The organism is Streptomyces canus (genome assembly GCF_001514145.1).
GTDB classification, from domain to species: Bacteria; Actinomycetota; Actinomycetes; order Streptomycetales; family Streptomycetaceae; genus Streptomyces; species Streptomyces canus.
The window spans coordinates 758,160-771,682 of sequence record NZ_KQ948657.1 but is presented as its reverse complement, the minus strand read 5'-3'; the positions used below and the strand labels follow the sequence as shown (position 1 = coordinate 771,682).

7 protein-coding genes are annotated in these 13,523 nt (G+C 66.4%); all 7 read left to right on the top strand.

Annotation, left to right across the window (positions count from 1 at the left end):
- Window positions 1-211 precede the first annotated feature (211 nt).
- The 7 genes from rpoB to tuf all read left to right on the top strand — a co-directional run bounded on the left by rpoB (window position 212) and on the right by tuf (window position 13,326).
- Window positions 212-3,697, top strand: a complete 3,486-nt coding sequence (gene rpoB / locus AQJ46_RS08340; RefSeq protein ID WP_059204934.1) for a DNA-directed RNA polymerase subunit beta — start codon at window positions 212-214, stop codon at window positions 3,695-3,697.
- 100 nt (window positions 3,698-3,797) lie between these two features.
- Complete coding sequence (locus AQJ46_RS08335; protein WP_059204933.1) at window positions 3,798-7,697, top strand: DNA-directed RNA polymerase subunit beta'; 3,900 nt, start codon at window positions 3,798-3,800, stop codon at window positions 7,695-7,697.
- Window positions 7,698-7,986: 289 nt separating this feature from the next.
- Complete coding sequence (locus AQJ46_RS08330) at window positions 7,987-8,610, top strand: DUF1707 and DUF4190 domain-containing protein (protein ID WP_404828388.1); 624 nt, start codon at window positions 7,987-7,989, stop codon at window positions 8,608-8,610.
- A gap of 356 nt (window positions 8,611-8,966) precedes the next feature.
- The gene (gene rpsL / locus AQJ46_RS08325; RefSeq protein ID WP_003948652.1) at window positions 8,967-9,338 is read left to right on the top strand and encodes a 30S ribosomal protein S12; all 372 of its coding nucleotides are present in this window, start codon (window positions 8,967-8,969) and stop codon (window positions 9,336-9,338) included.
- Window positions 9,339-9,340: 2 nt separating this feature from the next.
- Window positions 9,341-9,811 carry a 30S ribosomal protein S7 gene (rpsG, locus tag AQJ46_RS08320; RefSeq protein WP_005481264.1) on the top strand — a complete coding sequence of 157 codons (471 nt, stop codon included), beginning with the start codon at window positions 9,341-9,343 and terminating at the stop codon, window positions 9,809-9,811.
- A gap of 39 nt (window positions 9,812-9,850) precedes the next feature.
- On the top strand, window positions 9,851-11,977 hold the full coding sequence (fusA, locus tag AQJ46_RS08315; protein ID WP_057607918.1) for an elongation factor G: 2,127 nt from the start codon (window positions 9,851-9,853) through the stop codon (window positions 11,975-11,977).
- A 155-nt stretch (window positions 11,978-12,132) separates the two neighbouring features.
- Complete coding sequence (tuf, locus tag AQJ46_RS08310) at window positions 12,133-13,326, top strand: elongation factor Tu (RefSeq protein ID WP_059204932.1); 1,194 nt, start codon at window positions 12,133-12,135, stop codon at window positions 13,324-13,326.
- Window positions 13,327-13,523: the final 197 nt, after the last annotated feature.

Below are 13,523 nucleotides of genomic sequence, written 5' to 3'. Positions count from 1 at the left end.
GGACATCAGTGCGCCAAGTGGCTACACTGACCCTTTGCGCTGCCTGTTAGCTGCCCCCTGCCCGTCACCAGGGGTCTGCCCTCGCCTGAGCATCGATGATCGGACCATCTCTGAGCTGGCCATTCGGCCGAACCGGAGATACCTGTCTCTGTGCCGTGGGTGAGGGTCCGGGGAGCGCGTAGTGAGTCCGAGCCCTCGGAAGGACCCCCTCTTGGCCGCCTCGCGCACTGCCTCGACCGCGAATACGAACAACGCCGCCAGCACCGCCCCGCTGCGCATCTCTTTTGCAAAGATCAAGGAGCCTCTCGAGGTTCCCAACCTGCTCGCGCTGCAGACCGAGAGCTTTGACTGGCTGCTCGGGAACACCGCTTGGCAGAGTCGGGTCGAGGAGGCTCTGGAGTCAGGTCAGGACGTCCCCACCAAGTCCGGTCTGGAGGAGATCTTCGAGGAGATCTCCCCGATCGAGGACTTCTCCGGGTCGATGTCGCTGACGTTCCGTGACCACCGTTTCGAGCCGCCGAAGAACAGCATCGACGAGTGCAAGGACCGCGACTTCACGTACGCGGCCCCGCTCTTCGTGACGGCCGAGTTCACCAACAACGAGACCGGCGAGATCAAGTCCCAGACGGTCTTCATGGGCGACTTCCCGCTCATGACCCACAAGGGCACCTTCGTCATCAACGGCACCGAGCGTGTCGTGGTGTCGCAGCTGGTCCGCTCGCCGGGCGTCTACTTCGACTCCTCCATCGACAAGACGTCCGACAAGGACATCTTCTCGGCCAAGATCATCCCCTCCCGGGGTGCCTGGCTGGAGATGGAGATCGACAAGCGCGACATGGTCGGTGTCCGTATCGACCGCAAGCGCAAGCAGTCCGTCACCGTGCTCCTGAAGGCTCTCGGCTGGACCACCGAGCAGATCCTCGAGGAGTTCGGCGAGTACGAGTCGATGCGCGCCACCCTGGAGAAGGACCACACCCAGGGCCAGGACGACGCGCTGCTCGACATCTACCGCAAGCTGCGTCCGGGCGAGCCCCCGACCCGTGAGGCCGCGCAGACGCTGCTCGAGAACCTCTACTTCAACCCGAAGCGCTACGACCTCGCCAAGGTCGGCCGTTACAAGGTCAACAAGAAGCTGGGTGCGGAGGCTCCGCTCGACGCGGGCATCCTGACCGTCGAGGACATCATCTCGACGATCAAGTACCTGGTGAAGCTGCACGCGGGCGAGACCGAGACGGTCGGCGACAGCGGCACGAACATCGTCGTCGAGACCGACGACATCGACCACTTCGGCAACCGTCGTCTGCGCAGCGTCGGCGAGCTCATCCAGAACCAGGTCCGCACGGGTCTGGCTCGTATGGAGCGCGTCGTGCGTGAGCGCATGACGACCCAGGACGTCGAGGCGATCACGCCGCAGACCCTGATCAACATCCGGCCGGTCGTCGCCTCCATCAAGGAGTTCTTCGGCACCAGCCAGCTGTCGCAGTTCATGGACCAGAACAACCCGCTGTCGGGTCTCACCCACAAGCGCCGTCTGTCGGCTCTTGGCCCGGGTGGTCTCTCCCGTGAGCGGGCCGGCTTCGAGGTCCGTGACGTGCACCCGTCCCACTACGGCCGCATGTGCCCGATCGAGACGCCCGAAGGCCCGAACATCGGTCTGATCGGTTCGCTCGCCTCCTACGGCCGCGTCAACGCGTTCGGCTTCGTGGAGACGCCGTACCGCAAGGTCGTCGAGGGCATCGTCACCGACGACGTCGACTACCTGACGGCCGACGAGGAGGACCGCTTCGTCATCGCGCAGGCCAACGCCACGCTCGACGACGACATGCGCTTCACCGAGAACCGCGTCCTGGTCCGCCGTCGTGGCGGCGAGGTCGACTACGTTCCCGGTGACGACGTGGACTACATGGACGTCTCGCCGCGCCAGATGGTGTCGGTCGCGACCGCCATGATCCCGTTCCTCGAGCACGACGACGCCAACCGTGCCCTCATGGGCGCGAACATGATGCGTCAGGCCGTGCCGCTCATCAAGTCCGAGGCCCCGCTCGTCGGCACCGGCATGGAGTACCGCTCCGCCGTCGACGCCGGTGACGTGGTCAAGGCCGAGAAGGCGGGTGTGGTCCAGGAGGTCTCCGCGGACTACATCACCACCGCCAACGACGACGGCACGTACATCACGTACCGCCTGGCCAAGTTCGCCCGCTCCAACCAGGGCACCTCGGTCAACCAGAAGGTCATCATCGACGAGGGCGACCACGTCATCGAGGGCCAGGTCCTCGCCGACGGCGCGGCCACCGAGAACGGCGAGATGGCGCTCGGCAAGAACCTGCTCGTGGCGTTCATGCCGTGGGAGGGTCACAACTACGAGGACGCGATCATCCTGTCGCAGCGCCTCGTGCAGGACGACGTCCTCTCCTCGATCCACATCGAGGAGCACGAGGTCGACGCCCGTGACACCAAGCTCGGCCCCGAGGAGATCACCCGGGACATCCCGAACGTCTCCGAGGAGGTCCTCGCCGACCTCGACGAGCGCGGCATCATCCGCATCGGTGCCGAGGTCATCGCCGGTGACATCCTCGTCGGCAAGGTCACGCCCAAGGGCGAGACCGAGCTGACGCCGGAGGAGCGCCTGCTGCGCGCGATCTTCGGTGAGAAGGCCCGTGAGGTCCGTGACACCTCGCTGAAGGTGCCGCACGGCGAGACCGGCAAGGTCATCGGTGTGCGCGTCTTCGACCGCGAGGAGGGCGACGAGCTTCCCCCCGGTGTGAACCAGCTGGTGCGCGTGTACGTGGCGCAGAAGCGCAAGATCACCGACGGTGACAAGCTCGCCGGCCGACACGGCAACAAGGGTGTCATCTCCAAGATCCTGCCCATCGAGGACATGCCGTTCCTCGAGGACGGGACCCCGGTCGACATCATCCTCAACCCGCTCGGTGTGCCGTCCCGAATGAACCCGGGACAGGTTCTGGAGATCCACCTCGGCTGGCTCGCCAGCCGCGGCTGGGACGTCTCCGGGCTCGCCGAGGACTGGGCGGAGCGGCTTCAGGTGATCGGCGCCGACCAGGTCGCCCCGGGCACCAACGTCGCCACCCCGGTGTTCGACGGTGCGCGTGAGGACGAGCTCGCGGGTCTGCTGAACCACACCATCCCGAACCGTGACGGCGAGCGCATGGTGCAGCCGACCGGTAAGGCGAGGCTGTTCGACGGCCGCTCCGGCGAGCCGTTCCCGGAGCCGATCTCGGTCGGCTACATGTACATCCTCAAGCTGCACCACCTGGTCGACGACAAGCTGCACGCCCGGTCGACCGGTCCGTACTCGATGATCACCCAGCAGCCGCTGGGTGGTAAGGCCCAGTTCGGTGGCCAGCGCTTCGGTGAGATGGAGGTGTGGGCGCTGGAGGCATACGGCGCCGCCTACGCCCTCCAGGAGCTGCTGACCATCAAGTCCGACGACGTCACCGGCCGCGTGAAGGTCTACGAGGCCATCGTCAAGGGCGAGAACATCCCCGAGCCCGGCATCCCCGAGTCCTTCAAGGTGCTCATCAAGGAGATGCAGTCCCTGTGCCTCAACGTGGAGGTGCTGTCCTCGGACGGCATGTCCATCGAGATGCGCGACACCGACGAGGACGTCTTCCGCGCGGCGGAAGAGCTCGGCATCGACCTGTCCCGGCGCGAGCCGAGCAGCGTCGAAGAGGTCTGACGGGAGTCCGGCCGGAGGACCTGGTGAGGAACCTCCGGCCGGCCCCTGGACCCCCGTTTCAGACCCCAAGACTTACAACCCTGAGAGGGATTGACGCATAGTGCTCGACGTCAACTTCTTCGATGAGCTCCGGATCGGTCTGGCCACCGCTGACGACATCCGTCAGTGGAGCCACGGCGAGGTCAAGAAGCCCGAGACCATCAACTACCGCACCCTCAAGCCCGAAAAGGACGGACTCTTCTGCGAGAAGATCTTCGGTCCGACCCGGGACTGGGAGTGCTACTGCGGCAAGTACAAGCGTGTCCGGTTCAAGGGCATCATCTGTGAGCGCTGCGGCGTCGAGGTGACTCGCGCCAAGGTGCGCCGTGAGCGGATGGGCCACATCGAACTGGCCGCCCCCGTCACGCACATCTGGTACTTCAAGGGCGTTCCGTCGCGCCTCGGTTACCTGCTCGACCTCGCTCCGAAGGACCTGGAGAAGGTCATCTACTTCGCGGCGTACATGATCACGTACGTCGACGAGGAGCGCCGCACCCGCGACCTGCCCTCCCTGGAGGCGCACGTCTCCGTGGAGCGTCAGCAGGTCGAGAACCGGCGTGACGCCGACCTCGAGGCCCGCGCCAAGAAGCTGGAAAGCGACCTGGCCGAGCTGGAGGCCGAGGGCGCCAAGGCCGACGTGCGCCGCAAGGTGCGCGAGGGTGCCGAGCGTGAGATGAAGCAGCTGCGCGACCGTGCGCAGCGCGAGATCGACCGTCTCGACGAGGTGTGGACCCGCTTCAAGAACCTCAAGGTCCAGGACCTCGAGGGCGACGAGCTGCTCTACCGCGAGCTGCGGGACCGCTTCGGCACGTACTTCGACGGTTCGATGGGTGCCGCGGCGCTGCAGAAGCGCCTGGAGTCCTTCGACCTCGACGAGGAGGCCGAGCGCCTCCGCGAGATCATCCGTACCGGCAAGGGCCAGAAGAAGACCCGTGCGCTGAAGCGGCTGAAGGTCGTGTCTGCCTTCCTGCAGACCTCCAACAGCCCCAAGGGCATGGTCCTCGACTGCGTCCCGGTCATCCCGCCGGACCTTCGCCCGATGGTGCAGCTGGACGGTGGCCGCTTCGCGACCTCCGACCTGAACGACCTGTACCGCCGTGTGATCAACCGCAACAACCGCCTGAAGCGACTCCTTGACCTCGGTGCGCCCGAGATCATCGTGAACAACGAGAAGCGCATGCTTCAGGAGGCCGTCGACGCGCTCTTCGACAACGGCCGTCGTGGTCGCCCGGTCACGGGCCCCGGCAACCGTCCGCTGAAGTCGCTGTCCGACATGCTCAAGGGCAAGCAGGGCCGCTTCCGTCAGAACCTGCTCGGCAAGCGCGTGGACTACTCCGCGCGTTCCGTGATCGTCGTCGGTCCGCAGCTGAAGCTGCACCAGTGCGGTCTGCCGAAGGCGATGGCGCTGGAGCTCTTCAAGCCGTTCGTGATGAAGCGCCTGGTCGACCTGAACCACGCGCAGAACATCAAGAGCGCCAAGCGCATGGTGGAGCGCGGCCGCACCGTCGTGTACGACGTCCTCGAAGAGGTCATCGCCGAGCACCCGGTGCTGCTGAACCGTGCTCCCACCCTGCACCGCCTCGGCATTCAGGCCTTCGAGCCGCAGCTGGTCGAGGGCAAGGCCATCCAGATCCACCCGCTCGTCTGCACCGCGTTCAACGCGGACTTCGACGGCGACCAGATGGCCGTACACCTTCCGCTGTCCGCGGAGGCGCAGGCCGAGGCCCGCATCCTGATGCTGTCCTCGAACAACATCCTCAAGCCCGCCGACGGCCGTCCGGTGACGATGCCGACCCAGGACATGGTCCTCGGTCTGTTCTTCCTCACCACCGACGGCGAGCTGCGTGACACCAAGGGCGAGGGCCGGTCCTTCGGCTCCTCGGCCGAGGCGATCATGGCGTTCGACGCCGGTGAGCTGGCGCTCCAGTCGCAGGTCGACATCCGCTTCCCGGTGGGCACCATCCCGCCGCGTGGCTGGACGCCGCCGGCGCGGGAGGAGGGCGACCCGGAGTGGCAGCAGGGTGACACCTTCCGCCTGCGCACCACCCTGGGCCGCGCGCTCTTCAACGAGCTGCTGCCCGAGGACTACCCGTTCGTCGACTACTCGGTGGGCAAGAAGCAGCTCTCCGAGATCGTCAACGACCTGGCCGAGCGCTACCCCAAGGTCATCGTGGCGGCGACGCTCGACAACCTGAAGGCGGCCGGCTTCTACTGGGCGACCCGTTCCGGTGTCACCGTGGCCATCTCCGACGTCGTCGTTCCCGAGGCGAAGAAGGAGATCGTCAAGGGCTACGAGGCGCAGGACGAGAAGGTCCAGAAGCAGTACGAGCGCGGTCTGATCACCAAGGAAGAGCGCACTCAGGAGCTCATCGCGATCTGGACCAAGGCGACCAACGAGGTCGCCGAGGCGATGAACGAGAACTTCCCCAAGACGAACCCCATCTTCATGATGGTTGACTCGGGTGCCCGAGGAAACATGATGCAGATGCGGCAGATCGCCGGTATGCGTGGTCTGGTGTCGAACGCCAAGAACGAGACGATCCCGCGTCCGATCAAGGCGTCCTTCCGTGAGGGCCTGTCCGTGCTGGAGTACTTCATCTCCACCCACGGTGCCCGTAAGGGTCTGGCCGACACCGCCCTGCGTACCGCCGACTCGGGTTACCTGACCCGTCGTCTGGTGGACGTCTCGCAGGACGTCATCATCCGCGAGGAGGACTGCGGCACCGAGCGCGGTCTGCGGCTCCAGATCGCGGAGGTCGGCGCGGACGGTGTGCTGCGCAAGGCGGACAACGTCGAGACCAGCGTGTACGCCCGTGCGCTGGCCGAGGACATCACCGTCGACGGCAAGGTGCTGGCCCCGGCCAACACCGACCTCGGCGACGTCCTCATCGACGAGCTCGTCAAGCACGGTGTCTCCGAGGTCAAGACCCGCTCGGTCCTGACCTGCGAGTCCGCCGTCGGTACCTGCGCGATGTGCTACGGCCGCTCGCTGGCCACCGGCAAGCTGGTCGACATCGGTGAGGCGGTCGGCATCATCGCCGCCCAGTCCATCGGTGAGCCCGGTACCCAGCTGACGATGCGTACCTTCCACACCGGTGGTGTGGCCGGTGACGACATCACGCAGGGTCTGCCGCGTGTCGTCGAGCTCTTCGAGGCCCGTACCCCGAAGGGTGTCGCCCCGATCTCCGAGGCCCAGGGCCGCGTGCGGATCGAGGAGACCGAGAAGACCAAGAAGATCGTCATCACGCCGGACGACGGCAGCGACGAGACGGCGTTCCCGATCTCGAAGCGCGCCCGACTCCTGGTCAGCGAGGGCGAGCACGTCGAGGTGGGCCAGAAGCTCACCGTGGGTGCCACCAACCCGCACGACGTGCTGCGCATTCTGGGCCAGCGTGCCGTCCAGGTCCACCTGGTCGGCGAGGTCCAGAAGGTCTACAACTCGCAGGGTGTGTCGATCCACGACAAGCACATCGAGATCATCATCCGGCAGATGCTGCGCCGTGTGACGATCATCGAGTCCGGCGACGCCGAGCTGCTGCCCGGTGAGCTGGTCGAGCGCTCGAAGTTCGAGACCGAGAACCGTCGTGTGGTCCAGGAGGGCGGTCACCCGGCCTCCGGTCGTCCGCAGCTGATGGGTATCACCAAGGCCTCGCTGGCGACGGAATCCTGGCTGTCGGCCGCCTCCTTCCAGGAGACGACCCGAGTCCTGACGGACGCGGCGATCAACGCCAAGTCCGACAGCCTCATCGGCCTCAAGGAGAACGTCATCATCGGTAAGCTCATCCCGGCCGGTACGGGCCTGTCCCGCTACCGCAACATCCGGGTCGAGCCGACCGAGGAGGCCAAGGCCGCGATGTACTCGGCCGTCGGCTACGACGACATCGACTACTCGCCGTTCGGCACGGGCTCCGGGCAGGCTGTGCCGCTGGAGGACTACGACTACGGGCCGTACAACCAGTAGGGCCTGCGTCTGAACGACTGAAGGGCGGTCACCCCGTTTCGTACGGGGTGGCCGCCCTTCGGCATGCCTCCTGGCGGTCGGCAGACCGTCAGGAGGGCTCTGGGAGCGCCTCGACGGCCCCACCGGCCAGCCGGGAGCCCCGCGGAGCCGCCCGCGCCCGCAGCGTGGCGTACCGGTCGAGGAGGAGGGTGACCCGTCCGGGCGTTTCCGGCTGGGGATGCGGGAACCTGTCCCGGTATCGGAGCGTTGGAGCATCATGGAGGCATTCGACCGCCCAGGGGGTGCTCCTGTGTCGCAACCGTGGCAACCATGGCAGGGCAAGGACGAGTCGGCGTCAGGGCCGGGCCGGGACGGTCCGGCAGCACGGCCCTGGACCGGCGCGCACGCCCCTGTGGCGCGCCCCTGGCCCGCGTATCCCGTCCCGCAGGCCCAGCCGAGTGCCTCGGCCATGCTCGCCTCGCACGCCGACCGTGAGCGTGCCGTCGATGTGCTGCGGGCCGGCTACGGGGAGGGGCGGCTGGAGAAGGCCGAGTTCGACAAGCGCGTGGAGCGGGCGTACGGCGCCCGTACGGTCGGGGAGCTGGCGCTGCTCGTGTCCGATCTGCCGCTCGGTCCCGTGCCGCAGCCGGCGCCCGTCACCGCCGTACCGCGGACCTTCCTGCCCGCCCCGCGACCGCGGGCGAACGGGAAGGCGGTCGGAGCCGCCGTGTGCGGGCTGCTGTGTGTGCCGACCTTCGGGTTCACCGGGATCCCGGCGGTGATCCTCGGGCACGCGGCGCGTGCGGAGATCGACCGGACGGGAGAGGGTGGCGACGGGCTCGCGCTGACCGGGCTGGTGCTCGGCTGGCTGTCGATCGCGGCGTGGTCGATCCTGATGACGCTGCTGATCGCCGTGGGACTCGCCTCCGGATGAGCCCGGTGGGCGGCGGGCCGGTCGGCGTCCGAGGGTTCGGCTTTCACGTGTGCGCAGTGTGAAATCGAAGATCATCCACGGCGTAGGGGCTTGACATCGGCCGCCCCGAGAGGTTGCCGCCGTCCATCTGTTTTGACCGCAGCGAATCAGCTGGGTACGCTCAGACCTTGTGCCTGGGGTGTGCCCTGGCTCTCGTGCGTGCCTTCAACCGCACTAGGGGAGCCTCGAGCGGCCACCGTAATCTGCGCCCTTTTCGCCTCGCGGCGGGAGTCCGCCGGATTCGACACACCCGACCGCGTGGGTCGGCGAAGTTCCAGGTTAGCTTCACCATTCGGCACACAGAAACCGGAGAAGTAGTGCCTACGATCCAGCAGCTGGTCCGGAAGGGCCGGCAGGACAAGGTCGAGAAGAACAAGACGCCCGCACTCGAGGGTTCCCCTCAGCGTCGTGGCGTCTGCACGCGTGTGTTCACGACCACCCCGAAGAAGCCGAACTCGGCCCTGCGTAAGGTCGCGCGTGTGCGTCTGACCAGCGGGATCGAGGTCACTGCTTACATTCCGGGTGAGGGACACAACCTGCAGGAGCACTCCATCGTGCTCGTGCGTGGCGGTCGTGTGAAGGACCTGCCCGGTGTTCGCTACAAGATCATCCGCGGTTCGCTCGACACCCAGGGTGTCAAGAACCGCAAGCAGGCCCGCAGCCGCTACGGCGCCAAGAAGGAGAAGTAGAAATGCCTCGTAAGGGCCCCGCCCCGAAGCGCCCGGTCATCATCGACCCGGTCTACGGTTCTCCTCTGGTGACCTCCCTCATCAACAAGGTGCTGCTGAACGGCAAGCGCTCCACCGCCGAGCGCATCGTGTACGGCGCCATGGAGGGCCTGCGCGAGAAGACCAGCAACGACCCGGTCATCACGCTGAAGCGCGCGCTGGAGAACATCAAGCCGACCCTCGAGGTCAAGTCCCGCCGTGTCGGTGGCGCGACCTACCAGGTCCCGATCGAGGTCAAGCCGGGCCGTGCGAACACGCTCGCCCTGCGCTGGCTGGTCGGTTACTCCCGCGCCCGTCGCGAGAAGACCATGACCGAGCGTCTGCTCAACGAGCTTCTCGACGCTTCGAACGGCCTCGGTGCGGCCGTCAAGAAGCGCGAGGACACCCACAAGATGGCCGAGTCCAACAAGGCCTTCGCGCACTACCGCTGGTAGTCGCAGACCCCATCGAGACCGAGAGAAGACCGAAGCCTTATGGCTACCACTTCACTTGACCTGGCCAAGGTCCGCAACATCGGGATCATGGCCCACATCGACGCGGGCAAGACGACCACCACCGAGCGGATCCTCTTCTACACCGGCGTCAGCTACAAGATCGGTGAGGTCCACGACGGCGCTGCCACCATGGACTGGATGGAGCAGGAGCAGGAGCGTGGCATCACGATCACCTCTGCTGCCACCACCTGTCACTGGCCGCTCGAGGACAACGACTACACGATCAACATCATCGACACCCCCGGGCACGTCGACTTCACGGTCGAGGTGGAGCGTTCGCTCCGCGTGCTCGACGGTGCCGTCACGGTGTTCGACGGTGTCGCCGGTGTCGAGCCGCAGTCCGAGACGGTGTGGCGTCAGGCCGACCGTTACGGCGTGCCGCGCATCTGCTTCGTGAACAAGCTGGACCGTACCGGCGCCGAGTTCCACCGCTGTGTGGACATGATCTCGGACCGCCTGGGCGCCGTCCCGCTCGTCATGCAGCTGCCGATCGGCGCCGAGATGGACTTCAAGGGCGTTGTGGACCTGGTCCGCATGAAGGCGCTCGTGTGGTCCGCCGAGGCCGCCAAGGGCGAGATGTACGACGTCGTCGACATCCCGGCCACGCACACCGAGGCCGCCGAGGAGTACCGCGGCAAGCTGGTCGAGGCCGTCGCGGAGAACGACGACGAGATCATGGAGCTGTTCCTGGAGGGCCAGGAGCCCACCGAGGAGCAGCTGTACGCCGCGATCCGTCGCATCACCATCGCGTCCGGCAAGTCCGACGGCGTCACGGTCACCCCGGTGTTCTGTGGCACCGCGTTCAAGAACAAGGGCGTCCAGCCCCTGCTCGACGCGGTCGTGCGCTACCTGCCGACCCCGCTCGACGTCGAGGCCATCGAGGGCCACGACGTCAAGGACCCCGAGGTCGTCGTCAAGCGCAAGCCGTCCGACGAGGAGCCGCTGTCCGCGCTGGCGTTCAAGATCATGAGCGACCCGCACCTCGGCAAGCTCACCTTCGTCCGGATCTACTCCGGTCGCCTGGAGTCCGGCACCGCGGTGCTGAACTCCGTCAAGGGCAAGAAGGAGCGCATCGGCAAGATCTACCGCATGCACGCGAACAAGCGTGAGGAGATCGAGTCGGTGGGCGCCGGCGACATCGTCGCCGTGATGGGCCTGAAGCAGACCACCACCGGTGAGACGCTGAGCGACGACAAGAACCCGGTCATCCTGGAGTCCATGGACTTCCCGGCGCCGGTCATCCAGGTCGCCATCGAGCCCAAGTCCAAGGGTGACCAGGAGAAGCTGGGTGTCGCCATCCAGCGTCTCGCGGAGGAGGACCCCTCCTTCCAGGTCCACTCGGACGAGGAGACCGGCCAGACCATCATCGGTGGTATGGGCGAGCTGCACCTCGAGGTGCTGGTCGACCGTATGCGCCGTGAGTTCAAGGTCGAGGCCAACGTCGGTAAGCCGCAGGTCGCCTACCGTGAGACGATCCGCAAGGCCGTCGAGCGCGTCGACTACACGCACAAGAAGCAGACTGGTGGAACCGGCCAGTTCGCCAAGGTGCAGATCGCGATCGAGCCGATCGAGGGCGGCGACGCCTCGTACGAGTTCGTGAACAAGGTGACCGGTGGTCGTATCCCGAAGGAGTACATCCCTTCGGTCGACGCCGGTGCGCAGGAGGCCATGCAGTTCGGCATCCTCGCCGGGTACGAGATGACGGGCGTCCGCGTCACGCTTCTCGACGGTGCCTACCACGAGGTCGACTCCTCCGAGCTCGCGTTCAAGATCGCCGGCTCGCAGGCCTTCAAGGAGGCCGCGCGCAAGGCCAGCCCCGTGCTGCTCGAGCCGATGATGGCCGTCGAGGTCACCACGCCCGAGGACTACATGGGCGACGTCATCGGCGACATCAACTCCCGCCGTGGTCAGATCCAGGCCATGGAGGAGCGGGCCGGTGCCCGCGTCGTGAAGGGCCTCGTGCCCCTCTCGGAGATGTTCGGCTACGTCGGAGACCTCCGCAGCAAGACGTCGGGTCGCGCAAGCTACTCGATGCAGTTCGACTCCTACGCCGAGGTTCCGCGGAACGTCGCCGAGGAGATCATCGCGAAGGCCAAGGGCGAGTAACGCACCGCGTTCGCACGCTTTAGGCTTGACTCCGGAGCCCGGAGGGGCATTCACCCGCATTTGCGGGGGGAGTGCCCCCGGGCCGAGGCTTTCCAGCAAAGATCACCTGGCGCCGATGAAGCAAGGCGTTCAGAACCACTCCACAGGAGGACCCCGTGGCGAAGGCGAAGTTCGAGCGGACTAAGCCCCACGTCAACATCGGCACCATCGGTCACATCGACCACGGTAAGACGACCCTTACGGCCGCCATTACCAAGGTGCTGCACGACGCGTACCCGGACCTGAACGAGGCCTCGGCCTTCGACCAGATCGACAAGGCTCCCGAGGAGCGCCAGCGCGGTATCACCATCTCCATCGCGCACGTCGAGTACCAGACCGAGACGCGTCACTACGCCCACGTCGACTGCCCCGGTCACGCGGACTACATCAAGAACATGATCACGGGTGCGGCGCAGATGGACGGCGCCATCCTCGTGGTCGCCGCCACCGACGGCCCGATGCCGCAGACCAAGGAGCACGTGCTCCTGGCCCGCCAGGTCGGCGTTCCCTACATCGTCGTCGCCCTGAACAAGGCCGACATGGTGGACGACGAGGAGATCCTGGAGCTCGTCGAGCTCGAGGTGCGTGAGCTCCTCTCCGAGTACGAGTTCCCGGGCGACGACCTGCCGGTCGTCAAGGTCTCGGCGCTCAAGGCGCTCGAGGGTGACAAGGAGTGGGGCCAGACGGTCCTCGACCTGATGGCCGCCGTCGACGAGGCGATCCCGCAGCCCGAGCGTGACGTCGACAAGCCGTTCCTCATGCCCATCGAGGACGTCTTCACGATCACCGGTCGCGGTACGGTCGTCACCGGCCGTATCGAGCGTGGTGTCCTGAAGGTCAACGAGACCGTCGACATCATCGGCATCAAGACCGAGAAGACCACCACCACGGTCACCGGTATCGAGATGTTCCGCAAGCTGCTCGACGAGGGCCAGGCCGGTGAGAACGTCGGTCTGCTCCTCCGTGGCATCAAGCGCGAGGACGTCGAGCGCGGCCAGGTCATCATCAAGCCGGGCTCGGTCACCCCGCACACCGAGTTCGAGGCGCAGGCCTACATCCTGTCCAAGGACGAGGGTGGCCGCCACACGCCGTTCTTCAACAACTACCGTCCGCAGTTCTACTTCCGTACGACGGACGTGACCGGCGTGGTGACCCTCCCCGAGGGCACCGAGATGGTCATGCCGGGTGACAACACCGAGATGAAGGTGGAGCTCATCCAGCCCGTCGCCATGGAAGAGGGCCTGAAGTTCGCCATCCGTGAGGGTGGCCGCACGGTGGGCGCCGGCCAGGTCACCAAGATCAACGCCTGATCTTGACCCGGTAGGTCTCTGAAGGGGCCCGTACGACTTCGGTCGTACGGGCCTTTTCGTATGCGCGGGGCGACGGCGAGGGGGGGTGAACTTGTCGTCGCCGTCCGCCTCGAGCAGGTCCGGTAGTGGCCGATCGCCGCGCCGCAGGACGGGCAGCCGGTCCGAGTCAGGTTGCCGTCGCAGTCGACGGCGGTGAC